This is a genomic window from Micromonospora sp. HM5-17, assembly GCF_003762835.1.
Lineage (GTDB): Bacteria > Actinomycetota > Actinomycetes > Mycobacteriales > Micromonosporaceae > Plantactinospora.
Genome location: NZ_RJWA01000001.1, coordinates 250,705 through 274,918, shown reverse-complemented (window position 1 = coordinate 274,918; position 24,214 = coordinate 250,705). Strand labels below are relative to the sequence as shown.

22 protein-coding genes are annotated in these 24,214 nt (G+C 73.8%); 8 read left to right on the top strand and 14 right to left on the bottom strand.

Features of this window, described 5'->3' with window-relative positions:
- Positions 1-43: 43 nt before the first annotated feature.
- Positions 44-805, bottom strand: a complete 762-nt coding sequence (locus EF879_RS01290; RefSeq protein WP_123553831.1) for an SDR family oxidoreductase — start codon at positions 803-805, stop codon at positions 44-46.
- Positions 806-976: 171 nt separating this feature from the next.
- On the opposite strand from EF879_RS01290, the gene EF879_RS01285 reads away from it, so the two are divergent.
- Positions 977-1,879, top strand: coding sequence for a helix-turn-helix transcriptional regulator (locus tag EF879_RS01285; RefSeq protein WP_233604157.1), 903 nt, complete (start codon positions 977-979; stop codon positions 1,877-1,879).
- 155 nt (positions 1,880-2,034) lie between these two features.
- On the opposite strand, the gene EF879_RS01280 is transcribed toward EF879_RS01285, so the two are convergent.
- From EF879_RS01280 to soxR, 4 genes are all read right to left on the bottom strand, one after another.
- Positions 2,035-2,622 (bottom strand): hypothetical protein, encoded by a 588-nt coding sequence (locus tag EF879_RS01280; protein WP_123553827.1) that lies wholly within the window; start codon positions 2,620-2,622, stop codon positions 2,035-2,037.
- A gap of 27 nt (positions 2,623-2,649) precedes the next feature.
- Positions 2,650-3,960, bottom strand: a complete 1,311-nt coding sequence (locus EF879_RS01275; RefSeq protein WP_123553825.1) for a PPC domain-containing protein — start codon at positions 3,958-3,960, stop codon at positions 2,650-2,652.
- A gap of 313 nt (positions 3,961-4,273) precedes the next feature.
- Entirely contained in the window at positions 4,274-8,824 is a 4,551-nt protein-coding gene (locus EF879_RS01270; RefSeq protein ID WP_123555204.1) for an HAD-IC family P-type ATPase, read from the bottom strand.
- A 126-nt stretch (positions 8,825-8,950) separates the two neighbouring features.
- Positions 8,951-9,586 (bottom strand): redox-sensitive transcriptional activator SoxR, encoded by a 636-nt coding sequence (gene soxR, locus EF879_RS27885; RefSeq protein WP_370375428.1) that lies wholly within the window; start codon positions 9,584-9,586, stop codon positions 8,951-8,953.
- A 111-nt stretch (positions 9,587-9,697) separates the two neighbouring features.
- Here soxR and EF879_RS01260 point away from each other — a divergent pair, with 111 nt between their 5' ends.
- From EF879_RS01260 to EF879_RS01250, 3 genes are all read left to right on the top strand, one after another.
- Positions 9,698-10,255, top strand: a complete 558-nt coding sequence (locus EF879_RS01260; protein ID WP_123553823.1) for an exonuclease — start codon at positions 9,698-9,700, stop codon at positions 10,253-10,255.
- 74 nt (positions 10,256-10,329) lie between these two features.
- A complete protein-coding gene (locus EF879_RS01255) occupies positions 10,330-10,548 on the top strand; it encodes a hypothetical protein (protein WP_233604156.1) in 219 nt (72 codons plus the stop codon).
- Between the two features lie 113 nt (positions 10,549-10,661).
- Positions 10,662-11,213 carry a YbaK/EbsC family protein gene (locus EF879_RS01250; RefSeq protein ID WP_123555199.1) on the top strand — a complete coding sequence of 184 codons (552 nt, stop codon included), beginning with the start codon at positions 10,662-10,664 and terminating at the stop codon, positions 11,211-11,213.
- On the opposite strand, the gene EF879_RS01245 is transcribed toward EF879_RS01250, so the two are convergent.
- On the bottom strand, positions 11,142-11,447 hold the full coding sequence (locus EF879_RS01245) for a hypothetical protein (protein ID WP_158624088.1): 306 nt from the start codon (positions 11,445-11,447) through the stop codon (positions 11,142-11,144). The two genes, EF879_RS01250 and EF879_RS01245, sit on opposite strands and share 72 nt — an antisense overlap.
- Before the next feature lie 523 nt (positions 11,448-11,970).
- Here EF879_RS01245 and EF879_RS01240 point away from each other — a divergent pair.
- Positions 11,971-13,053, top strand: coding sequence for a helix-turn-helix domain-containing protein (locus tag EF879_RS01240; RefSeq protein ID WP_123553819.1), 1,083 nt, complete (start codon positions 11,971-11,973; stop codon positions 13,051-13,053).
- Positions 13,054-13,234: 181 nt separating this feature from the next.
- Here EF879_RS01240 and EF879_RS01235 read toward each other — a convergent pair whose 3' ends face one another.
- The 3 genes from EF879_RS01235 to EF879_RS01225 all read right to left on the bottom strand — a co-directional run bounded on the left by EF879_RS01235 (position 13,235) and on the right by EF879_RS01225 (position 14,828).
- Positions 13,235-13,867 carry a DsbA family protein gene (locus EF879_RS01235; protein WP_123555197.1) on the bottom strand — a complete coding sequence of 211 codons (633 nt, stop codon included), beginning with the start codon at positions 13,865-13,867 and terminating at the stop codon, positions 13,235-13,237.
- 19 nt (positions 13,868-13,886) lie between these two features.
- On the bottom strand, positions 13,887-14,306 hold the full coding sequence (locus EF879_RS01230; RefSeq protein WP_123555195.1) for a SufE family protein: 420 nt from the start codon (positions 14,304-14,306) through the stop codon (positions 13,887-13,889).
- Positions 14,307-14,402: 96 nt separating this feature from the next.
- Positions 14,403-14,828, bottom strand: a complete 426-nt coding sequence (locus EF879_RS01225; RefSeq protein WP_123553817.1) for a CBS domain-containing protein — start codon at positions 14,826-14,828, stop codon at positions 14,403-14,405.
- A gap of 163 nt (positions 14,829-14,991) precedes the next feature.
- Between EF879_RS01225 and EF879_RS01220 the strand changes: the two genes are divergently transcribed.
- Positions 14,992-15,621: a dTDP-4-dehydrorhamnose 3,5-epimerase family protein gene (locus tag EF879_RS01220; protein WP_123553815.1), complete on the top strand. Its 630-nt coding sequence runs from the start codon at positions 14,992-14,994 to the stop codon at positions 15,619-15,621.
- Positions 15,622-15,682: 61 nt separating this feature from the next.
- Here the strand turns inward: EF879_RS01220 and EF879_RS01215 are convergent, their stop codons facing one another.
- Together EF879_RS01215 and proS are read right to left on the bottom strand one after the other, a co-directional pair.
- A complete protein-coding gene (locus tag EF879_RS01215; RefSeq protein WP_123553813.1) occupies positions 15,683-16,534 on the bottom strand; it encodes a hypothetical protein in 852 nt (283 codons plus the stop codon).
- Positions 16,535-16,647: 113 nt separating this feature from the next.
- Positions 16,648-18,534, bottom strand: a complete 1,887-nt coding sequence (proS, locus tag EF879_RS01210; protein WP_233604155.1) for a proline--tRNA ligase — start codon at positions 18,532-18,534, stop codon at positions 16,648-16,650.
- A gap of 306 nt (positions 18,535-18,840) precedes the next feature.
- Here proS and EF879_RS01205 point away from each other — a divergent pair, with 306 nt between their 5' ends.
- Positions 18,841-19,647 (top strand): SGNH/GDSL hydrolase family protein, encoded by an 807-nt coding sequence (locus EF879_RS01205; protein ID WP_123553811.1) that lies wholly within the window; start codon positions 18,841-18,843, stop codon positions 19,645-19,647.
- Between the two features lie 72 nt (positions 19,648-19,719).
- On the opposite strand, the gene EF879_RS01200 is transcribed toward EF879_RS01205, so the two are convergent.
- The gene (locus EF879_RS01200) at positions 19,720-20,316 is read right to left on the bottom strand and encodes a pentapeptide repeat-containing protein (RefSeq protein ID WP_123553809.1); all 597 of its coding nucleotides are present in this window, start codon (positions 20,314-20,316) and stop codon (positions 19,720-19,722) included.
- Positions 20,317-20,377: 61 nt separating this feature from the next.
- On the opposite strand from EF879_RS01200, the gene EF879_RS01195 reads away from it, so the two are divergent.
- The gene (locus EF879_RS01195) at positions 20,378-21,280 is read left to right on the top strand and encodes a sulfurtransferase (RefSeq protein WP_123553807.1); all 903 of its coding nucleotides are present in this window, start codon (positions 20,378-20,380) and stop codon (positions 21,278-21,280) included.
- Between the two features lie 88 nt (positions 21,281-21,368).
- On the opposite strand, the gene EF879_RS01190 is transcribed toward EF879_RS01195, so the two are convergent.
- Both EF879_RS01190 and EF879_RS01185 read right to left on the bottom strand, forming a co-directional pair.
- Entirely contained in the window at positions 21,369-22,433 is a 1,065-nt protein-coding gene (locus EF879_RS01190; RefSeq protein WP_123553805.1) for a polysaccharide deacetylase family protein, read from the bottom strand.
- Positions 22,434-22,621: 188 nt separating this feature from the next.
- Positions 22,622-23,941 carry a lactonase family protein gene (locus EF879_RS01185; RefSeq protein ID WP_148086331.1) on the bottom strand — a complete coding sequence of 440 codons (1,320 nt, stop codon included), beginning with the start codon at positions 23,939-23,941 and terminating at the stop codon, positions 22,622-22,624.
- Positions 23,942-24,214: the final 273 nt, after the last annotated feature.

Sequence of the window (24,214 nt, the reverse complement as noted above, 5' to 3'; positions counted from 1 at the left end):
GCGGGTCACGGTGCCGGGTGGGCGGCGGGGTGCGGAAAGGTGGTCAGCCCTGGCGGCTCGGGAGCATGGCCAGGGCCTGGGAGCGCTGGGCGACGAGGTCGTCGTAGGTGCCGTCGCGCTCGGCCCAGCGGTGCATGAGGACGCCCTTCACGAGGATCTCGCGCGGGGTGGGGTTCTGCGAGAGCAGCTGCATGACCTCGGTGGCGAAGTCGTCGAGCGGCAGGGCGTGCGGGTTCACCTTCTCCTGGCCCGCGGTGGCGACGGCCGGGGGGACGAGCTCGACGACGTCGACGCCGGTGCCGGCGAGCTGCGCGCGCAGTGCCTCGGAGTAGGCGTGCACCCCGGCCTTCGAGGCGGCGTAGCTGGGCATGGGTGGGAAGGGCAGGAAGGCGATTCCGGAGGTGACGGTGATGACGGTGCCGCCGCCCCGTTGGATCAGGTGGGGCGTGAAGGCGTCGATGACGCGGATGGTGCCGAGCAGGTTGGTGTTGATCGTCGCCTCGGTCGCCGGGAAGTGGGCGGGGTCGCGCAGGTCCTCCATCAGCATGATCCCCGCCATCGTCACCACGGTGTCCAGCTCCGGGTACCGGGCGAGGACGGCATCCCGGGCAGCTGCGACGGAGGCGGGGTCCGTGACGTCGATGTCGAACGTGCCGAACCCTTCGCCGGCGAGTTCCGCGAGGGCGTCCTGGTTGCGGCCGCCCACGGTCACGGTGCTGCCCGCTGCGGCGAATCGGCGGGCCAGCTCACGACCGATGCCCGAGGTTCCGCCGATGATCGCGACGGTGCGGTGGGAGATGTCCACGAGATAGTCCCTTCGGTCGGGGCGCCGACGGCGCTGTGGCCCGGCGCGCTGGTGCTGTCACGGAGGTGCCATCCCAGTCTCGACCGCGTTCGCGGGGGGTAGCAGGCCCCCGTTTTCCCTGGTCCTGCCAGGGCCCCCGCTGGCATACCCGCACCGCACTACCGTGTCCTCATGAGGGACGTCGGGATGACGGACGAGGAATCGGGCAATCGGCTCGGCAGGTACCTTCGGGCCCGGCGCGAGCTGGTCTCCCCGGCGCAGGTGGGGCTTCCCGCCGGCGGCAACCGCCGCGTGCCCGGCCTGCGCCGTGAGGAGGTCGCCCTGCTCGCCGGCATCAGCCCCGACTACTACCTGCGCCTGGAACGGGGCCGTGACCGGAACCCCTCACCCCAGGTGCTCGAATCACTCGCGCGCGTCCTGCAACTCGACGACATCGAACGGACGTATCTGCTCGGCCTCGCGGCGGCACGTCCCCGCGCGCCCCGCCGCAAGCGGCCCGAGCACGTACCGGCGCGGGTGCACGAACTGCTCGGCCACCTTCAGATTCCCGCGTTCGTCGAAGGGCGCGCGTTCGACGTCCTGGCCGCCAACCCCATGGCCGTCGCGCTCAACCCCCGGCTGCGGCCCGGCCAGAACCGGCTGCGCTCGCTCCTCCTCGATCCCGAGGAGCGGGCCTTCCACCAGGACTGGGCGAAGGCGACCGCCGAATTCGTCGCCACCCTCCGCACCACCATCGGGGACGACATCGACAACCCCCGGTTCGTCGAGCTCGTCGGCGAACTCGCGCTCTCCAGTCAGCGGTTCCGTACCCTGTGGGCCCGCCACGACGTCCGCAACCTCGAGGGCGGCACCACCACGGTCCACCACCCCGTCGTCGGCGAACTCCGCCTGCACCGGGACAAACTTCCCATCGAGGACGTCATCCTCGTCGTCTATTACCCCGACCGGGGGAGCGACAGCGACGAGAAACTGCGGCTCCTCGCCGCACTCACCCACCCGGAGTCCGGCAGCACGGTACACGACGGCACGGCACATGACCGGCCGGGAGACGTCCCACGCCCGACGGCCCCGTGACGCGTCCGCGTCGCCCGGCGTCCCGCCGAGGAACGCCGCAGCCTCGACGTCGTCCCGGCCGGCGGCACCCGCGTGACGCGGGACGAGCGACGACACGGGGCGAGCCCGGGCCGCACCGTGGTCGCGGTACGGCCCGGGCCGACGGCGGTCGCCGCTCAGCGCGTCACGGTCAGGGCGATCCGGCCGAGGGTGTTCTCGAGCCCGGTGAAGCCCTCACCCGGGTTGAAGACGTCCTCCCCGAAGTCGACGTCGGGGTCGTCGGCGGTGCCGCCGATGCCGTCCGCGCCCACCCCGAACATGAGCGCGGGGTTGCCGCCCTGGTCCATCAGGTTGGCGTGCTCGTTGAACTGGTCCACGTGCCAGTCACCGAAGAAGTGGCCGGCCTCGTGCGCGGTGACGTTACCCACCGCACGGCCGATGAAGCCGATCCGGTCGCTGGCCGCGGTGAGATACGTGTTCAGCGAGGCCTCGCCGGTCGGTTCGCTCAACAGGTCGAGCAGCACCAGGGCGGACTCCTCGGTCTCGAAGTTGCCCGGGTCGATCGACTGGGCGATGCCGATCGTCGGGATCCCGGACTCGTCGATGGTGCCGCCGATGATCACCCGGCTGACGTTCGCCTGGCCGAATGGGTCGGCGTGGTCGCGGCTGTTCAGGATCCGCAGGTTGAACCGGCGGTTGAGACCGCTGGCGATCATGTCCTGTCGGAGGTTCTCCTCGACCGTGGCGACGATCGCGTCGATCACCGCGTCCTCGTCCTCCGCGGAGAGCCCTCAGCGGCCGAGAAAGGCCCGCATCGGGCTGAGGGTCCGTACCCCCGGGCCACCGAAGATCGCGGTGTTGATCCGGGCACCGTCGAAGTCGAGGAAGAGGGTCTGGCGCGGTCGCTCTCCCTCCAGCCCGGGACGGTACGCCTCGACGGTGATGTCGTAGCTCCCGGAGCCGAGGGTCACCCCGACGTAGTGCCACCCCGCCTCGGTCGCCACGTGCTCGGTGACGGCGTTCCCACCGCCGGGCAGCGGGCTGTCGGCCGGGTAGATCCCGGTGAGGTCCTGGGCGGAGCCGTGCACCTCGCGCCGTCGCGGATCGTAGACGGTCACCCGGGCGGCGCTGCCCGCCACCGAGACGCCGAGGACGTCGCCGGGACGCAGCCGTACGGCGTAGACGTCGACGTCCTGCTCGGCGGTGTCGATCCGCAGGTCGTACGGGCCCTCGCTGCCGGCTCCGTTCCCACTGGCGGGGTCGAACGGGTCGGCCGGGAGCGACGGGAAGCCGGTGACCAGGACGTAGTACGAGCCGTCCGCGGTGAACGTGTGGGTGATACGGCTGTCGAACCCGTCGCTGTCGTCGTTGGCGGCCACGATCTCGCCGTCGTCGGTGGTGAGGACCAGTATCGAGTCCAGGTTGCCGGTCGGGGTGTCGATGTCGATCGTCACGGTCTCGCCGGCGACGCCGGTGAGGTGGTACCAGTCGTAGTCGCCGGTGCCGGTGCCGGCACTGCCGTGCGGCCCGTCGCCGATCTGCGCCGAGATCCGGACCGCCCTGGTGGTCTCGCCGATGCCGGTCTCGCCGGCCAGCGGGATCGCCCCGTCGTCCTCGGGGTTCGGCGGGAGTTCCTCGACGTCGAGCTGCTCCGGAGAGAGCGCGCCGAGCACCCGGAGCCGGGGATTGTCCCCGTTGCCGGTGCCGAAGCCGGTGATCCGCTGCGCGGTGGCCGGGCTGTCGTTACCGCCCCGGATCCCGGCCGGCTCCTCCTCGTCGGCCAGCAGCGGCGTCGCCTGCGCGGCCCGCTGCCGCGCCCGCAGCGCGGCACGCTCGTCACCCTTCCTTGTCAGCCAGGCCCGCCAGCCGGCGTGGTCCGCGGCGCCGGGGTTGGGCAGCAGCGCGAGGAACGGATTGGGCCCGGACGGTGGCCGGGCGTGGTGGGACGGCTTCGTCGTGGCGATCCCGCCGGCCCGGGCGACCGCGGCCGCCCAGTCGGTCGTTCCCCCCTTTGCGGACGCCGGTTGGGCCTGCGCACTGCCAGGTGCCAGGGTCGTGGCCACCAGGATTCCGGTGACCAGGACTGCGACAGGTCGACGCATGTGTCTCCCTCCGTCGTGCCAGGTCGGTGGCCCCCGCCACCGACGGCATCGATGACCCTACTTATCCATGAGGGCAATCGATAGAAGGAGTGAGATATTCGGATAGAGGTTGCGCGGTCCTTCACCGGACGATGGCGGCGCCGGAGCGATGTGGCCGGCCGGAGGCGTACCCGAGGACGTTCCGGTCGGGGACGTGATCGATGGCGTGGCACGGCGGTCCGCCCCGCCGTACCCGGCGGGTCTCGACGGAGCCCGCGGGAGGCACGCCGGCGATCCGTGCCGACGTCGCAACGAACCGGCTCGTCCGGCCGGGTCAGCCGCCGGACCCGGCAGCGCGTTCGGCCCCGTCGCCTCCCGTTGCGGCGGGAGGCCGTCCCGAACGCCGCGTCGCCGGCTCCGGGGCCCCTGGCTTCTCGGCCCGCTCCGGGGCCTCGGACGGCTCCGGGGCGGGTGCGATCAGCCGGCCGACGGCGGCGTTGGCGAGGGTGGCGCTGACGGCACTGCCGGCGGCGATGCCCCAACCGACCGGACCGAGCGGGGTGCAGCCGAAGAAGTGGCTCAGGCCCGGAGTCTGAATCACCGCGGCGAGCACGGCGACCGACCCGACGGTCGAGGCCAGCACGGTCGGGTTCATGCCGCCGTCGAGCAGGGTCTGGCCGAGCTGCGTACCGACCAGGGCGGCGAGGGCGATGGTGCCGGCCCGGCGCCGGCTGCCCGTGTAGCGGGCCAGTGTCCAGCCGGTGGTCGCGCCGAGGGCGGTGGCGCCGGCCCGCAGCGTGATCTCCCGGCTGAGGGTGGCGCCGAGGGAGCTCTCCGGTCCCTCGGTGAGCAGGCCGGCCATCCGGTCCGGTGCCGGCGGCCGGACCGCGATCGCCATCGCCGGAGCCAGGTCGGTGAGGAGGTTGACCAGCAGCATCTGTCGCCCGTTCAGCGCGGAGCGGCCGGTCAGCGCGGCGGTGAGGACGCTGAAGGCGATCTCGCCGAGGTTGCCGCCGACCAGGATGCTCAGCGCGTGCCGGACCGACGACCACATCGCCCGCCCCTCGACGAGGGTCGCTATGATCGTTTCGAGTCGGTCGTCGGTGACCACCAGATCCGCCGCGGCCCGGGCCGCCGGGGTTCCCCGCTGTCCGAGCGCGATTCCGACGTCGGCCAGCCGGATCGCCGGCGCGTCGTTGGCTCCGTCGCCGGTCATCGCCACCGTGCGGCCGTGCTTCTGGAGCGCCCGGATGATCCGTACCTTGTGCGTCGGGGTGCACCGGGCCACCACGTCGGTCCGGGCCAGCCGTTCGGCGAGCGCGTCGTCGTCGAGCCGGTCCAGTTCGGTCGCGGTGACCACCCGCTGATCGGCCCCGTCCTGGCTGATGGTCGCCGCGATCGCCTCCGCGGTGGCCGGGTGGTCACCGGTGACCATGATGGTGTGCACGCCGGCCTGCCGGATCCGCCGGACGGCGGGCGCCGCGCTCTCCCGCACCCCGTCGGCGAGCGTGAGGAAACCGACGAAGGTCAGCTCGGTGACGTCCTCCTCGGTGACGTCCTCGGTGGGCAGCTTCCGCTCGGCCACCGCGAGCACGCGGTGGCCGGCGCCGGCGTGCCGGTCCAGGGCCTCCCGTAGGTCCCGGCGGGCCGCCTCGTCCAGGGTCCGGTCGCCGCGCGGGCCGCGGCGCCGGGTGCAGCGCGGCAGGATCGTCTCCGGCGCCCCCTTGACGCTGAGCAGGTACCCGTCGCGATGCCGACCGACGGTGGCGTGGTAACCGCGCGAGGGCTCGAACGGCAGGGCGTTCGTCTGGTGCCACGGATGGCGCTGGCTCCCGGTGCCGAGCCCGGCCCGTCGGGCACCCGTCAGCACCGCCCGGTCCGTCTGCTGGTTGAGCTCCTCGGGCCGGTCGGCGTTCGGGGTGGCCCGCAGCGCCGCCACGAGGATCGGGCGGAGCGACCGGTCCAGCTCGTCGACCGCGGCGTACCGCGCGCCGTCGCCGACCCCGGCCAGCCGCAGCTGACCCTCGGTGAGGGTGCCGGTCTTGTCGAAGCAGAGGACGTCGACCCGGCCGAGCGCCTCGATCGTACGCGGGTTGCGGACCAGCGCACCGTGCTCGGCCAGCCGCCGCGCCGCCGCCAACTGCGCGGCGCTGACCAGGAACGGCAACCCCTCCGGTACGGAGGCGACCGCGAGGTTCGCGGCGGCGCCGGCCGACTCGACTAGCGGTACGCCGCGCAGCAGTCCCGCCCCGGCGACCGCGACCGCCGAGCTGGCGGCCAGCGGCAGCGACATCCGGGTCAGCCGGCCGAGCCGGGCCTCCACGCCACTGGTCGGCGAGTCCCCGACGGCGAGCGCCATGCCCCGGCCGACCTCGGTCTCCGCCCCGGTCGCCACCACCACGGCGAGGCCACGTCCGGCCGCCACCGTCGTTCCCTCGTAGAGCATCGAGCGCCGGTCGGCGACGGCGGCGGCGACCACGGGCTGACTGGTCTTCGACACCGGCAGCGACTCCCCGGTGAGGGACGACTCGTCGGTCTCCAGGCCGTCCGCCTCGATGACCCGGCAGTCCGCCGGGATCGCGTCTCCGGGTTCGACGGCGACGATGTCGCCCGGCACCAGTTCGTCGGCGGCGAGCACCCGTTCGGTCCCGTCCCGCCGTACCCGGGCGGTCACCGCCGACCGGGACAGCAGCTCGGCCAGGGACCGTTCGGTGGAGACCCGGTGCCCGGCACCGATCAGCGCGGTCAGCGCGATCACCCCGCCGACCAGCGCGGCGTCCGCGACCGAGCCGACGGCGGCGGAGAGGCCGGCCCCGCCGGCCAGCACCGGGGTGAGCGGATTGGCCAGCTCCTCGGCGAACGCCCGGGGCAGGCTGAGGGCGTCGGTGACGTGGTCGGACCCGCCACGGCGGCGTTGCTCGACCTGCTCGCTGCGGAGACCGGCCCGGTCGCTGTCGAGCCGGGCCAGCACCGTCTCGACCGGCATCAGGTGCCACGGGGTGGGAGGCGCCGACGTCGTGGCCGGGAGCTTGGGCAGCCGGCCCGCCCGCCAGGCTCCGTGGCCGAGGGCCAGTCCGGCGGCGGCGTTGATCGGCGCGATGGCCCGGCCGGGAAGTCGGGACGGCGCGGCGGTGAACGCGGCGAGGGCACCGAGCCCGCTGCCGCCGGCGGCCAGGCCGATGCTCTGCCGGGCCACCGTCCGGGCCAGTCCGGCGGCCTCGACCACCAGTGCCGCCGCCGTCAGGTCGGCGCCGACCAGCAGGTGGGCGCCCCACGGGGGCGGATCACCGTCGTGCCGCCAGACGCCGAGGCCGCAGTCGGCGGCGGCCAGCGCCCGGGGGTCGGCGGAGACCAGCGCCACCATCGCCCCGTCGTGTTGCAGTGACCGGATCGCGGCGGCGAGTTTCGGGCCGCCGGGCAGCAGACCGTCGGCGAACCCGTACTGTTCCCGGTCCGCCTCCGTCCCGGCGACCAGCAGCCGCAGCCCGGCCCGGTGGGCGGCGGCCGGCAGCGCGTCGATCCCCGGTGCGGGCTCCGGGGTGACCCGGACGACGGCGGTGAGGACGCCGTCGCGCGCCAGCCCGAGCAGCGTCCCGTCTGCTTCGGCGCGCAGCCGTTCGACCTCCCCGGCAGCGGCCGGTTCTGGCTCCGGCAGGTCGTCGAGGGGCCCGAGCGTCCAGCCGTCGCCGGTGTGGCGCCCGTGCGGCGCGTCCGGGTCGAAGAGGGCGAAGGCCCGGACCGCCACCTCCTCCGGGTCGTACGCGGTGAGCGGCACCAGGTCGGTGAGGACACCCCGTCTCGAGCGGAGCGCGGCGGCGTCCAGGACCAGGGTGTCCAGGCGTTCGAGTTCGCGCAGCACGCCGCGGTCCATCGCGATGACGCCGCGCCGGGCGAGCTGCCAGCCGAGCCGGGCGGCGTACGCCTCCCGGCCGGTGGCCGCCGCGTTGGGCAGGCTGGCCAGGGCCAGCGCGGCGGCCCGCTTCCGTCCGGCCAGACCGAGTACGGCGCCGCCGGCGAGGGTTCCCGACTCCAGCGCCCGGGCCAGGTAGCGCTCGATCGGGCCGGCCGGTTTCGGACGTGGTCGCTCGTCCGGTGGCGGCGGCGCGGCGGCCCGGTCCGGCGAGCCGGCGAGGAGCGGTTCGACCTTCTCCCAGGCGGCGAGCTGTGCCCGGGCCTCGCCCCACTGCATGATCCGCTGCGCGCCGTCCAGGACGATGCCGGCCCAGCCGCCGGTCAGGCCCTGCGCCAGGATCGAGGCCAGCGGCAGCAGCGAGTCGGCGCGGTGGTCGCCGCGCAGGCCCTGGCCCGCCAGCGCGTGCAGCCGCGGATGCAGGTCGATGGCCCGGACCAGGCCGGCGATCTCCCCCGGGGCACGGGTGAACGGCAGGATCCGGACCGCCGCCGACAGACTGAGTCCGGCGGCGTCGGCGGCGAGCCGGGTGATCGCCCGCCGGCTCCGCGGCCCCTCCTCCGGCGGATGCGGTTCCGGGCAGTCGGGGTCGAGCGCCGAGCCGTCGGTGCGCTCCACCTCGGCGATCGCCGCCACCAACTCGCGCAGCCGGGGCTCTGGCGGGCCGACCGCCACCACCACCCGGCCCGAGGGGGCGTTCACCCGGGCCCAGCGCACGCCGGGGACGGCCTCCAGAGCCGCCTCGATCCGGGCGACCAGCCGCTCGGCGCCTGGCTGCGCGACGCCGCGTACCTCGATGTGGTGCCGGCCGGGCCGTGACCAGACGGCGCGCCGGGTGAGTCCGGCGGCCCGGGCCGCCCGGGAGACCACGGACTCGGCGGTACGGGAGACGGTGGCGAGCAGCTCCGGTACGGCGGGTGGGGCCAGGGCCGCGGCCAGGTGTACGCCGGGCAGCCGCCGCCCGAGCGATCTCATCGACCGGAGCCGCGAACCGGCGTGCTCCTCCGCCACGCGTCGCGGCTGCGGCCCGCGGCCGTACTCGGGTAGCCCATGTCACCCTCCCGAAGCTGTGGTGGCGCTGCCTACCCGAGCGACGGGCGGTTATGCCTTACCGGGCCGGCCGGCGCCCCTGCCGGCCGCTCGCGCCGTCCGCCGCGGGCGGCTGACCCTCGGCTGCGGGCCGCACGTCGACGTCGCCGTGGTGGGGGCCGGCGTGGCCGGCTGGCTGGCGCAGCTGGGCGTGGCCGGCTGGGCGGCGAGCGCCGGCTCCGGGGCGCCGTCGACGGCCGGCAGCCCGGCGAGCAGCCGGCGCGGCCCGGGGCCGGAGGCGGCCAGCACGTCTTCGGGGTTGGAGAGCGCGCAGCGGTCCTGGGAGAGACAGCCGCAGCCGATGCAGTCGGTGAGGTCGTCGCGGAGTCGTTGCAGGGCGGCGATTCGGGCGTCCAGGCTGGCACGCCAGCCCGCCGATAGCCGGGCCCAGTCCTCGCGGTTGGGGGTGCGCTGCTCCGGCAGGCTGGCCAGGGCGGCCCGGATCTCGGCCAGCGGCAGCCCGACCCGTTGGGCGAACCGGATGAAGGCCACCCGGCGGAGGATGTCCCGGCTGTAGCGGCGCTGGTTGCCGCTGGTGCGTGTGCTGCTGATCAGGCCCTTGGCCTCGTAGAAGTGCAGCGCTGACACGGCCACCCCGCTGCGCCGCGCGACCTGGCCGACGGTGAGGGGGTATGAGGGTTCGGGCACGCAAACCAGCTTACCTAGACATAAGTTGAGGTATTCGGCTCGTCTGGAGCCGGCCGCCGGCGGTCCGGGAAACGGGTGGATGGGGCCGCCCTGTGCCGGCACGCTGGACGGATGGCTGATCTTCCCGAGTTGTATGTCGCGGTGGACGTCGAGGCGGACGGTCCGATCCCCGGGCCGTACAGCATGCTCTCGCTCGGCATGGCGGTGGCGGGCCATCCGGAGCTGACCTTCTACACCGAGCTGCGGCCGATCTCCGACGACTTCGTCCCGGCCGCGCTGGCGGTCTCCGGGCTGGACCGGGAGCGGCTACGCCGGGAGGCTCCGCCCGCCGAGGTGGCGATGGCGGCGGCCGCCCGATGGGTGAACGGGCTGCGCCGACGCGGCCGGCCGGTCTTCCTCGCCGCGCCCGCCGTCTGGGATGGCATGTTCGTGCACTGGTACTTCATCCGGTTCGTCGGCCAGAGCCCGTTCGGGGCGACCGGGTCCGGGGTGGACCTGCGCAGTTACTGGATGGGCCGGACCGGCGTCGAGTGGTCGCAGACGCACAAGGGAAAGATCAAGAACGCGCTCGGCCTGACCGGACTGCCGCACACCCACCACGCCGCACAGGACGCGGCCGAACTGGCCCAGGTCTTCGACGCGGCACGGCGCTACCGCGTACCCGAGTGACCGGAGACCCGGGATGACGCGGCGCCGGACGGACACGGATGGGCGACCTGCGGAGATATGAGACTTATTCTGAAATGGCGGAGTTCTACCCTGACGGCATGCTCTTCCTGGCGATAGCGTCCGTCCTGTACGTCTGTGGCTTCGTCTTCCTCTACGGCGTCGTCCGAATCGCCGTCCGGCACGGAATCGAGGACGTCGACCTCCGGCGCGAGCGCGCCGCCCAGGCGCCGGAACGGGCGCGACTGCTCGAGCGCACCGTGGTCCGGGAGAACGCCTTCCTGGCCGGGAGCTGACCACCGCCCGGACGTCCCGGCCCGGTGTCGCGGTCAACCGTCGCACGTCTCGGCCCGGTGCCCAACGCCCGGCGCGTCCGCCGCGGGCCCGTGGTGCGAGGATGGCCCACGTGCTGGGAACGCTGAAGACCGAACCGGCCCGGAGCCGACCCGACCTGCTCGCCCCGCCGGTGGCCGCCGCCCTCGGGCGCTGGCCCGCCGACGCCACGGTGCCGGTCGACGACGTCTTGGTCGCGCCGATCGATCCGACCCTGGCCGACACCGCCGCCTTCTGTGCGGCGTACGACGTGGGGCTCGACGCCTCGGCCAACTGCGTGGTGGTGGCCGGCCGACGGGAGGGGACGCTCCGGTACGCCGCATGTGTCGTCCTCGCCACCACCCGGGCCGACGTCAACGGCGTGGTACGCCGACACCTCGACGTCCGTAAGGCGAGCTTTGCGCCGATGGCCGACGCCGTGGGGCTCACCGGCATGGAGTACGGCGGTATCACCCCGATCGGACTGCCCGAGTCCTGGCCGATCCTGGTCGACGCGCGGGTGGTCACCACGCCGTACGTCATCGTCGGGTCCGGCGTCCGGCACAGCAAGATCGCGCTACCCGGGTCCGCCCTGGCGCTGCTCCCAGGGGCCGAGGTCATCGAGGGACTGGCCCGACCCGCCGCCTGAGCCCTCCGCCGGTCCGTCGCCGGTCCCCGGGGCGACCTCCGGCGGGTCGCCCGCCGTCCCGGCCGCGCCCTCCGCGGCCCGGTCCGGCCAGCAGACCGGGCAGGCGCAGTACCGTACCCGGAGCTGCCCGGTGCCGGAGAAGACCTGGAGTTGCCCGGGGCAGCCGTGCGGTGTCGCGGTCACCGGCGGGCGCAGCGCGAGCGTGCACGGCAGGCACAGCGTTCTCTCGCTCATCCGCCTCTCCGTTCCGCCCCGGGACGGCCGGGGCCGGGCGACCGCCCCGGATGTGGTGCGTGGCGCGGATGTTGATGTCTATCACATCGAGCGTCGCCGTGCGGCCCCGTGTCGCTGGGTGGACGGCCCGGGTGCGGTGATCCGGGGCGGCCGAGGGGTGGCTCCAGCGCGACGGTGGGGGGTGCGGCGGCCGCCGGCACGGCCGCCGCACCCGGCGGGGCGCGACCCGACCCGGGGGAAGGGCGTCGGGGGGTGCGCCCGAGGGGCGGCGGACACGACGACACTCCGACGCCGAAGGCCCGAGGACGTCGTGGCACATCGTGCCCGCCAGCTGCGGAGCTGACCGCCCGGTGGCGGATCGTCGGTCACTGCCCACTTACCTTCCGGGGCAGGAAGCGGTAGAACATTGACCGGCACCACATCGAGCGGAAGCGATCCACATCACCACATTCGCGTAATCGGGGAACTACCGATAGTAGGCGCGGTTTTCAGGTGTTTTCCGCGGCGCATGGGCGGTAGACGAATGGATCACGTCGGCGCAAGGCTGAGGATGGCTCGTACGGACGCCGCGGTCACGCTGACCCAGATGGCGGCCCGGACCAACTACAGCAAGAGCCATCTCTGCAACGTGGAGCTGGGCAAACGACCGGCGACCCCGGACCTCGTGCTCGCCTACGAACGGGTGTTGGGAGACCGCGTGCAGCGCAGGGACGCCCTCGTGCTCGCCGCAGCCGTCGTCGTGCCGTCGGCCGTCGCCGAGCTGATCCAGCACGGCTTCGCCGCCGCGATGGGGCCACGTCGCGGCGTCGACGACTGGGTCGCCCGGGCCGAGGCGTACGGCCAGGACTACATGTCGCTCGGCGCGGCCGAACTGCAGGGGCGGCTCGCCAGCGATCTGGTCGTCCTGCAACAGGAGCTGAACAACCCGCACCTGTGGGCGGTGGCGGCCCGACTGATGACCGTGTACGGCAAGACGCTGCCGACGAACGACGGCCGGCGCGGCGCGATCCGGTCGTACGAGATGGCGGCGATCGCCGCGGACCGCTCCGCCGATTTGGCGACCCGGGTCTGGGTACGGGGCCGGGCCGCCCTCGCGCTGGCGTACGAGGGGGCGCACCTGGCGGTCGCGGCCCGGCTCGCGGGGCAGGCGGTCGCGCTCTCCGACCGGCCATCGCTGGGCCGGCTCACCGCGCTCACCGCGCAGGCCCACGTCGCCGCGGTTCGGGGCGACGCCACCACCGCCCTGCACACGCTGGACGAGGCCCGGCGGGTCTTCGCCGTCGTCGGTAGCGAGGAGCAGGTCTCCGACTTCGCCGTCCCGGAGTGGCGCTTCCACACCTTCGAGTCGATGCTGCTGTCCCGGCTTGGCCATCCCGGTGCCGTGGCCGCCCAGGAGGCGGCCGACCGGACCCGCCCGGCCCGGCTGCCCCGGTTCGCCACCCACATCGAGCTGCACCGGGGTCTGCTGATGGCCAGCGCCGGGGACGCGGCGGGCGGGCTCAGATACGCGCGACGGGCGCTGGAGCGACTGCCGGCGCACCGGCACAGCCTGTCGCTGCGGCTGATGCTCGCCGAGGTGGAGCGGGTCGCCGCGGCGGCGACCTGAACCCTCGGGGCGCGTCCCGTCCCCCGGATCGGGTCGGGTGGATGGGACGCGCCCCGAGGATCACGGGATATGAATCGAAGAACGACGATGTTGTTGCACGTGAAACATTGTCGGGTGACCTGTCGGCTGCCGAGCGTGACCGGATCGCGGGCGGGCTGAGCCGCGCCAGACGATCCGCACCTCAGTCGGCGGCCTCGCGCCGGCGTACCTCGGCGAGGGCGGCGAGCAGCGTCGCCGGCTCCTGGGCCCCGGTGACGGCGTACCTCCCGGCGAGCACGAACGTCGGAACGCTCGTCACACCGAGTTCGTGCGCCTCCCGGAGCGCACTCCGGACCTCGGTCACCCCCTCCGTCGAGTCGAGGAAGCGGGTGGCCTCGGCCTCGTCCAGGCCGACCCCGGCGGCGATGCCGGCCAGGGCGGGTCGGGAACCCACGTCGACCCCGTCGGTGAAGTGCGCCCGGTAGAGCGCTTCCAGTAGCTCCGCCGCGTGGCCGTGTCGGTCGGCGTACCAGACCAGCCGGTGCGCGTCGAAGGAGTTCGCCACCACGGCGCGGTCGAAGCGCAGCTCCAGGCCGACCCCGGCGGCGACCGCCGCGGTGTGGGCGGCGATCTGCCGCGCCCGCTCCGGTCCGCCGAACTTCTCCGCCAGCATCTCCAGCGTCGGCCTGGGCTCGGGTACCGGTGACGGGTCGAGCTGGAACGGCCGGTGTCGGACGGTGACCTCCCCGTCGTACGAGGCCAGCGCCTCGGTCAGCCGGCGTAGCCCGATGTAGCACCACGGGCAGACCACGTCCGCGTAAACGTCGATCTCCACGGGCAGCACAACCCGCAGGTCAGCCGATCTGTTCCCGGACCTGGCGCTTCAGTCGGGCCAGGATGGCGTTGCCGCCGCGTACCCGCAGCGGACTGATCGCCTGCGCCAACCCCATCCGCTGGTAGAGGTCGTCCGGTACGGCCAGCACCTCCTCGGCGCTCGCCCCGGCCAGCCCCTCGGCGAGGATGCCGGCGAAGGACCGGGTCGTCGGCGCCTCCGGCGGGCAGTCGAACCAGGTGGTGACGGTCCGGTCGGGGGCCACCTCGGCCCGGAGGAAGAACGCGGTCTGGCACTCCGGCACCTGCTCCATCCCGGTCCGGTCGGCCAGGTGCGCCGGCAGCGGCGGCACCGCGTCGGCGTACTCCAGCAGCATCTCCAGGACCACGTCCCGGGGCGCGGCGGCGAACTCCGCCACGATCTCGGCGAGCTTCGGCGGCATCGGCGGGGACGTGGGCTGCGACATGGAGGCCAGGCTACCCAGCCGACCGGGGCGGTGACCGGTGCTCCCGGCCCCCCCGGGGCGTCCGCTCCTCGGTCACCGGCCGGGGGCGGTGTCGTGGGCGCCGGCGAGGGCCGGGGCCGGGGTGAGGCGCATCGCCAGGTCGCCCAGGGAGACGATGCCGACGAGCCGTCGGTCGCTGTCGCAGACCAGGATCCGGCGTACGGCCCGTTCCCGCATCAGGGCAGCGGCGGCGTCGACGGTCGAGTTCTGCTCGATCATCACGATCTCCCGGGTGGCGATCGCGCCCAGCGTGGTCTGGCGGACGTCCCGCGCCTCGGCCACCGCCCGGACCACGATGTCGCGGTCGGTCACCATGCCGAGCAGGTTCGGGCCGTCGGTCACCACCACGTCACCGATGTCGGCGTCCCGCATCGCGCTGGCGGCCTCGTCCAACGGCGTTCCCGCGGGCAGGTAGACGACCTTTCTGGTCATCACGTCGCGGACCTTGACCCCAGCCACGGCTGCCTCCGAAAGCGTCTCCCGCCGATACCACCCGGTACCCCTTCTCCACCACTCTGACACTGTGTCGGCTTCCCGATTGGCCACTCTCGGTTGTCGGGCGGGTATCGTGCGGTTAACCCCGAGGAGCCGGCGACCACCCCGTGACCCGGAGAGGTGACGCGTGAAGGCCACCGAGCTGTCCATACCCGGCGCGTGGGAGTTCGCGCCACCGGTGTTTCCGGACGAGCGGGGCAGTTTCCTGGTCTGGTACGACGCGGCCGTCTTCGCCGACGCGCTCGGCTTCGAGTTGACCGTGGCACAGGTCAACCAGAGCGTTTCCCGGCGGGGCGTGATCCGGGGCGTGCACTGGGCGGACGTACCGGTGGGTCAGGCCAAGTACGTCTACTGCCCGCGCGGGGCCGTGCTCGACGTGGTCGTCGACCTCCGGATCGGCTCGCCGACCTTCGGCCGGCACGAGGTGGTCCGGCTCGACAGCGTCGACCACCGCGCGGTCTACCTCTCCGAAGGACTCGGTCACGCGTTCGTGGCGCTGGAGGAGGAGAGCGTCGTCACCTACTACTGCTCAGCCCGGTACGCCCCCGCCCGGGAGCGGGTCGTGCACGTCCGAGACCCGGAACTGGCGCTGACCTGGCCGGACGACCTCACACCGATCCTCTCCGAGCGTGACGCGGCGGCCCCGACCCTGGCCGAGTTGCGCCGTGCCGGGCTGCTCCCGGACTACGGCGAGTGCCAGCGGCTCTACCAGGCGCACCGGACCACCCGCCCGGCACCCCGGTTGGCGAGCCGTTAGGCGGGACAGCGCGGTCCGGTGGAGTGGCGGACCAGCCGACCCCGGGACCCACCCTGGTACGTCACTTCTCCCCGAGGCAGAGCACCACGTCGACGCGACCGGCGGCAGGGTTGCCGGACGGGTCGGCCCCCCAGTCCCAGGCGTAGGTGCTGACCGTGGCCGGGACCGTGGCGCACGCCCTCTCGACGTCACTCTTGAGGACGTCGCTGAGCCGTGCGAGCACGACGTACCGGGCGTCCGTGTCGGAGCAGTCCACCCGCTGCGCGTCGTCGCCGACGACACCGAGGCAGTCGCCCTCCTTCGCCACGTTCACCGCCCTGGCCGGATCGACGTCCTTCGGCCCCATGCAGACGGTGCCGGTGCTGTTCGTGATCGAGCGATTGGCGCCGGCGACGTTGATGCAGGATCCGCGGGTACCGCCCTTGACGACCGCGAGCGTCTTGTACGTGGCCGCGGCGTCGTCACACCCGACGATCCGGTACGGCGAGGTGCCGTCCCTCGGGGTCTCCTTCAGGCAGTCGCCGACCACCACCTTGTCGATGTGGTCCGTGCCCTTGGCGAGATCGCTGAGGAACGATCCGAGCAGGTCCTTGCCACCGCCGATCAGAACCATCACCACCAGCACGGCACCGAGCACACCCGCGACGGTCCAGAACACGCGTTTCTTCTTCGGCGGCTGGGCCGGTTCGCCGGCCGGCGGCAGCTCCGTCGACTCCGGCTCGGGTCCGTCTGCGGGCGGCTGGTCCGCCGGCTCCGGGGCGGGTTCGTCGGCGGGCGCGGCAGCCTGGGTGACGCCGGCCTCCGCCCCGGTCGGCTTCTTCGTGGGTTCGTCGGTGGGCGGGTCGTCCGCCGCACCCGGGGTCGTGTCGGTCCGCGGCGCGTCTGCCGGGCTCGCGGTCTGGTCGGTGGACATGGTTCACCCCCGTGTGATCATGTCGGTGCGAGGACCGCTGACTATAGCCGGCGCGACGGTCGCATGTAGACAGTGTCGGGTGCCCTGGTCGCGGACGGGTCCACCCCGGTCCGTCAGCGGTACCGCGTCCGGGTCGGCTCCGCCAGCCGCTCCAGCAGCTCCGGCACCGCCAGTTCGGCGCGCTCGCCGGTGGCCCGGTCGCGCAGTTCGACGTACCCGTCGGCCCAGCGGCGACCGACCACGACGGTGCGTCGGATACCGATCAGCTCGGCGTCGGTGAACTTCACCCCGGCAGAGACGTTCGTCCGGTCGTCGACCAGCACCCGCAGGCCCCGGACGGCGAGGTCCGCGCCGAGCTTCAGCGCCGCCTCGGTCTGCGGGCCCTTGCCGGCCGCGACCAGGTGTACGTCGCACGGCGCAACCGCCGCCGGCCAGACCAGTCCCCGCTCGTCGTGGTGCTGCTCGGCGATCGCCGCCACCGCCCGGGAGACCCCGATGCCGTAGCAGCCCATAATCGGCCGGACCGCTCGGCCGTCCGGACCGGCGACGTCCACCCGGAACGCGTCGGTGTAGCGGCGGCCGAGTTGGAAGATGTGCCCGATCTCGATGCCCCGCTGGACGGTCAGCACGCCGGGCTCGCAGGCCGGGCACGGGTCTCCGGCCCGGACCTCGGCCGCCTCGACGGTGCCGTCCGGGGTGAAGTCGCGCCCGCAGACCACGTTGGTCGCGTGCCGGCCCGGCTCGTTCGCCCCGGTGAGCCAGGCCGTGCCCGGGGCGACCCGGGGGTCGACCAGGTAGCGGATGCCGAGCTTGGCCAACACCTGTGGCCCGATGTAGCCCCGGACCAGCTCGGGGACCGACGGGGCGCCGGGGTCACCGCCGCGGCTGCCGTCGGTGCCGGTGCTGCTGTCGCCGTCGGCGTCCCGGTCGGTACCGGTCGCGTCGCCGTCGCCCGCGTCGCGGGACCCGGTGCCGACGCCCGCCGCGCCGCTCCAGTCGTACATCGTGACGGTGGCGGGAGCCAGCGCCGCGCCGAGTCGCCGCAGGTCCACCTCGCGGTCGCCGGGTACCCCGACCACCAGCAGTTCCGGCTCGGCGACGCCGGGCCGCCGCACCGAGACGACCACGTTCTTCAGGGTGTCGGCGGCGGTCCAGTCGCTGCGGCCGGCGAGCCGACGCGCGTTGGCCAGCTCGACCAGGGACTCGATCGTCGGGGTCTCCGGCGTGTCGTGGGTCTCGGCCGGCGGGTGCGCGTGGATGTCCCGGGCGGGCGGCGGCGGAGTCGTCACGGCCTCGGTGTTCGCCGCGTAGTCGCACACGGTGCAGCTGACGAAGGTGTCCTCGCCGACCGGGCTCGTGGCGAGGAACTCCTCGGAGGCCGAGCCGCCCATCGCCCCGGAGACCGCCGAGACGATCGTGTAGTCCAGCCCCAGCCGGTCGAAGATTCGCTGGTAGGCGGCGCGGTGCCGGTCGTACGCGGCGCGCAGGCCGGCCTGGTCGAGGTCGAACGAGTACGCGTCCTTCATCAGGAACTCGCGCCCGCGGAGCAACCCACCCCGCGGCCGGGCCTCGTTGCGGAACTTCGTCTGGATCTGGAAGAGCGAGACCGGGAAGTCGCGGTACGACGTGAAGGTGTCCCGGACCAGGAGGGTGACCATCTCCTCGTGCGTCGGGCCGAGGAGGTGGTCGGCACCCCGGCGGTCCTTCAGGGTGAAGATGTCGTCGCCGTACTCGGTCCACCGGCCGCTCGTCTCGTACGGCTCGCGGGGCAGCAGCGCCGGGAAGAGCACCTCCTGGTCGCCGATGGCCAGCATCTCCTCCCGGATCACGTCGGTGACCCGGTCCAGCACGAGCCGGCCCAACGGCAGCCACGTGTAGCCACCCGGCGCGGCGCGACGGAGGTACCCGGCCCGGACCAGCAGCCGGTGGCTCGGCACCTCCGCGTCGGCCGGATCCTCGCGCAGCGTTCGCAGGAACAGCGTGGACATCCGTAGCAGCACCCGGGCAGCGTAGTACCGCCGTGGCGGGTCGGGCACCGGATTTCGCCGGCCGCGTGGCGGCCAGACGCGGCCGGATTCGGGCACCCCGGCGCGCCGCCCGACCCCGCGGTGTGCCCGCGCCGCCCTGCCCCGTGGCACGCCGACCCGGGGCCGCAGCCACTTCCGCGCAGCCCCAACCGGGTCGCGTTCGGCCCTCCCGGATGCGGCGTCGGTCACCTGCGGGTCGGCGGGGATACCCGGAACCAGCTCCGGCTGACACAATTGCCGGCGCTCGATGATCCACGGCAGAGGGGCGAAGGGGGGCGCGTGCGCTGGCGTAGCTTCGTGGCGATCGGGGACAGCTTCACCGAGGGGCTCGACGACCCCTACCCGGACGGCAGCGGCTACCGGGGGTGGGCGGATCTCGTAGCCGCCACGTTGGCCGCGGCGACCGGGCCGGACTTCCGGTACGCCAACCTGGCGATCCGGGGGCGGCTCTTCGGCGCCATCGTCGCCGAGCAGGTGCCGGCCGCACTCGAGATGCGCCCCGACCTGATCAGCTTCGCCGCCGGCGGTAACGACGCCCTGCGGCGCAACTTCGACGCGGCCGCCTTGGTGGAGCGCTACGACCGGGTGGTCGCCGAGCTGCGGGCCACCGGCGCCGACGTGGTGCTGTTCCGGTTCGCTGACGTGACCGCGCGGCTGCCCGGGCAGCGCATCATCGGCCCCCGGGCGGCGATCCTCAACCGTGCGGCCGGCGACACCGCGCGACGGCACGGCGCGCTGCTGGTGGACCTGTTCGCTGACGACGTCTTCCGCCACCCGGCGCTGTGGAGCGAGGATCGTCTGCACCTGTCGCCGGCCGGACACCGGCGGGTGGCGGCGCACGTTCTCGCCGCGCTCGGCGTTCCCTGCGACGAGCGGTGGCTGGTGGTGCCGCCCGAGCCGGCCCCGACGCCGTGGTTGGCGGCCCGGGGCGCCGACCTGCGCTGGGCCGGCCGGCACCTGGCGCCGTGGATCAAGCGCCGGCTGACCGGGAGGTCGTCCGGTGACACCGTCACCGCGAAACGCCCGACCCTGGCACCCTTCCTCGCCGATCCGCTCTCCCCGTCCGGCGATCGATCCGTCCACTGAGGAGACCGAGCCGCCTGCCCGGCGGGCGTCGTGGTGCCGGACGGTACGCGGGAGGCGGGTGGGCGTCCCGCCTCAGCCCCGGACGTCGAAGCCGAGAGCCTGGGCGACGATCATCGCCTGCGCGGCGTCGATGATCGCCCCAGACCGCTCGACGGTGGTCGGGTCGAGCGTGGTCAGGTCGGAGCCGCGCAGGTCGCAGCGGGTGAGGCGGGCGCCCCGGAGAATGGCCCCGCTCAGGTCGGCGCCGGCGAGCACCGCCTCGGTCAGGTCCGCCTTGGCCAGGTCCGTCTCGCGCATCCGGACGTCCCGGATCGTCACGCCCCGCAGGTCGGCGCCGGCCAGCCCGACGAACGACCAGTCCCCGCCGAGGACGGTCACCGGACGCAGCGTCGACTCGGTGAAGCTGCTGCCGACGAGCTTGCAGCCGGTGAACTCGGCGTCGAAGAGGGTGCAGCGGCGAAACCCGCAGCGCAGGAAGGCCGAGTCGACGTGCCGGGAGGCGTTGAACCGTACGCCGCTGAAGACGCAGTTCGTGAAGGTGACCCGACGGGTGGTCGCCTCGGTCAGGTCGACGTCGAAGAACTCGCAGTCGACGTACTCCCGGTCGGTCAGCTCCTCGCCGTACCAGTCCTCCCGCCGGAAGGTCCGCTCCACGATCGACTCCGTCATGTGTCGACGCTAACCCCGCAAGCTGGCCTTCTCGCGGATCCGCCCGGCGTACGGTGGGATCGTGCCGTTGCCGAGCGATCCCGCACCGAGCCTCCAGGGCTACGCCGACCCGCAGCGCCTGGTCACCACCGAGTGGCTGGCCGCACACCTGGGCGCCGACGGCCTGGTGGTGATCGAGTCGGACGAGGACGTCCTGCTCTACGAGACCGGCCACATCCCGGGTGCGATCAAGGTCGACTGGCACCTGGAGCTGAACGACCAGGTGACCCGGGACTACCTCGACGCGGAGGCGTTCGCCCGGCTCTGTTCGGCGAAGGGGATCAGCCGGGACGACACGATCGTCTTCTACGGCGACGCCTTCAACTGGTGGGCGGCGTACGCGCTCTGGGTGTTCAGCCTCTTCGGCCACCCCGACGTGCGGCTGCTCAACGGTGGCCGGCAGAAGTGGGTCGCCGAGGGGCGGGAGCTGACCCGCGAGAAGGTGGCGCGGCCTGCGACGGAGTACCCGGTTCCGGTCCGGGACGACGCGCCGATCCGGGCGTACCGCGACCAGGTGCTGGCCCACATCGCGGCGGCCCGGCCGCTGGTCGACGTCCGCTCGCCGCGCGAGTACACCGGCGAGCTGACCCACATGCCGGAGTACCCCCAGGAGGGGGCGCTGCGCGGTGGCCACATCCCGGGCGCGGTGAACCAGCCGTGGAAGGCCGCGGCGAACGATGACGGCACCTTCAAGAGTCCGGAGGAGCTGCGGGCGATCTACACCGACCAGCTCGGGCTGTCCCCGGACGACGACGTGATCGCCTACTGCCGGATCGGTGAGCGGTCCAGTCACACCTGGTTCGTGCTGCGCCACCTGCTCGGGTACCCGAGGGCGCGCAACTACGACGGATCATGGACCGAGTGGGGCAACCTGGTCCGGGCTCCCGTGGTCAAGGGTGACCAGCCCGGCGGGCTGAGCGGCTGAGCGGACCCCGACCGAGGCACGAACCGGGGGGCCGGCGTCGCGCCGGCCCCCGTCGGCTTCGGGCGCCGTACGGTCGGCCGCTCCAGGGTCAGGGGCTGGTGCAGGTCACCGACGGCGCGGTGGCGGCGCCGGTCGCGACGAACCCGAACGAGGTGCGCTGACCGGGCGCCAGGTTGCCGTTGTACGGAGCGTTGCGGACCGTCACCGCGTTCCCGCTCTGGCTGAGTTGACCGTTCCAGAGGCTGCCGATGGTCTGGCCGCCCGACCAGGTCCACCGGACGGTCCAGCCGTTCAGCGCGGAGGTGCCCGTGTTGGTGATCGTCACCTCGCCCTGGAACCCGCCGGACCAGCTGTTGAGGGTCTGGTAGGCGGCGGTGCAGCCGCCCGTGCCCGTGGGCGGGGTGGTCGGGTTGCCGGTCGGTGGCGTGGTCGGCGGGGTCGTGGGGTCGGTGCCGTCCGGAGCCACGGCCCGCCCGGTGACCGGCGAGATCATCCCGGCGCAGAGGCCCCGGCTGGTGAGGTTGGCGACGATCTGCGGGATGGCGTTGATGGTGGTCTGGTAGCCGTCGTGCATCAGGATGACGCCGCCGTCCTGGAGGGTGGAGGCCGCCTGCACGATCTGCGCCGTGCTCGCGCCGTTCCAGTCCTGGGAGTCGACGCTCCAGAGCACCTCGGTGAGGCCGAACTGGGCCTGGACCGACCGGAGGGTGGCGTTCGTCTCGCCGTACGGCGGCCGGAAGAGTCGTGGCGTGACGCCGGTGGCCTGCTGGATCGCCTGCTGCGTCTGGCTGATCTCCGAGGCCATCTGCGCGGTGCCGAGCTGGGTCATGTGCGGGTGGGTCCAGCTGTGGTTGCCGATCCACATCCCCGCCGCCTGCTGTGCCCGGGCCAGCGCGGGGTTCTGCTGCACCCGTTGGCCGATGTTGAAGAAGGTGGCCCGGACGCCCGCCGAGCGGAGCGCGTTCAGCAGGGCGTTGGTGGTGGAGGGGTTCGGGCCGTCGTCGAAGGTCAGGGCCACGTAGCCGGTGCAGGCGGCGGCGTTGGCCGCCTGCGGCGGGCCCGCGACGGTCATGGCCACCGCGCCGGCCGCGGCGGCCAGGACGGAGGTCGCGAGCGCCACGACCAGACGGTGGGGAAATCGGGACGGTGGCATCGGGACTCCTCGGAGCTGGCGGGACGGCCCGCCGCCGTGATCGGTGGTGGGTGGCGGGTCGGGGCGGACCTCGGACATCGAAACATTTCGCAGTATCACCCGAAACATATTGGGCGCACAAGAGCGATGTTCATCGATTGATTGGTCCGGGTGCCGAGGTGTCCCGACCGGCCGCCACGTCCGGAGCCTCAGTCGCCGGTCACCACCCGTCGCAGACCGACCAACCCGGGTACGTCGATCCGCTGCCGTACCGTGCCGTCGGCCGGGTCGACCCGGAGCACGGCGTCGGGCTGTCCGACGTACAGCCGGGTTCCGTCGGCCGGACCGGCGAGTCCGCGTACGTCGGCCGGCGTGGACCAGCGGCGGACCGTCTCCCCGCCGGCGGACGCCGCCACCCCGACCACCTCGCGACCGGCCCCGACGAGCAGCACCGCCGGCTCGGCGAAGGCGGCGGAGGCGACTGGGGGGCCGCCGGCGGACCCGGCCGGCGGCTCGAACCGGAGGGTTCCGGTGACCACCAGCCCGTCCGGATCGATCCGGGCCAGCGAGCCGGTGCCGACGTCGACCACGTAGAGGGCGGTGCCGTCCGGGTCGGAGACGATGGCGTGCCCGCCCGCGGCCCGCTCGCCGAACGGCGCCGGCAGGTCGACGCAGAACGCCCAGCGCTCGTCCAGGCTCAGCGTGTGCACGAAGGCGTGCACGTGCGGTGCGTCCCGCCGTGCCCCGGCGATCCGGTCCCGGGTGTGCACGTGGTCGGGCTGGTGGGTGTAGAGGGTGAAGAGCCGGTTCCGCCGCCGGTCGTGGACGGCCTGCCGTCCCTCGCCGCGCATCTCCTCCTCGGCGCCGGGCGGTACCGCCGACTTGGTCCGGGTCAGCAGCGGCTGGAGCTCGCCGGAGGCGAGGTCGACGACCCGGACCCGGTAACGGTCCGGCCGGGTCGGCGGCAGGTAGTCGAGGACGAAGAGCGCCTGCCCGCCGCTGGCGAACGCCTCCGGCTCCAGGTTGCCCGGCAGCTCCAGCCGGCGTCGCTCGCCGGCGCTGTCGGCGACCACGATCGTGGTCCGTTCCCGGGGACCCGGTCGGTAGGGGCTGTGCCCGGGTCCGGCGTCGGTGGCGAGCGCCACCAGGGCGCCGTCCGGCGAGGTGGCCCGGACGGCGAGCCGACCGGCCAGGGTGCCGCCGCTGACCAAGGTCCCGTCGGGCAGGCGGTGACTGGTCAGCCGCGTGATGGCCTCCGCCGGTCGCTCGGTGCGGACGAGCCGGCCCCCGTCGCCGGTCAGCACGCCGGGCGCGGGACCGACCAGCATCCGGCCGTGCGCGGCGTCCACCACCGCCAGTGCGCCACCGGCCAGTTCCACCACCAGTACGTCCCCCGGGACCGGCTCCGGTCCGGGGGCTCGGCCGGCCTCGTCGCGGTCCGGTTCCCGCCGGCAGCTGGTCGCGGCGGGAACGGCGCCGACCCCCGCCGCCACGCCGAGGAGTCCCAACAGGGCGCGTCGTGTCGTCATGCCGGGTAGAGGCGCCACGCGTCGGCCAGGTTCCCGGGTGTACGCCCCGGCCGGAACGGGCATACGCCCCGGACGGAATCAGCGGCGCCCGATGGCGGCCGATCCATCATCCGGATCCGCGCCGGCGCCGAGCCGTCCGCGCTGATCTCCCACGCCGGCCGCGGTCAGCGCGGCCCGCACGATCCCCACACCCGTTCGCCTGGATCGCGGGCCCGGCCGCTCCCGCCGGCGGGGGCCGCCGCCCGGCTCGTTAGGAGGAAGCGAAGCGTCGCC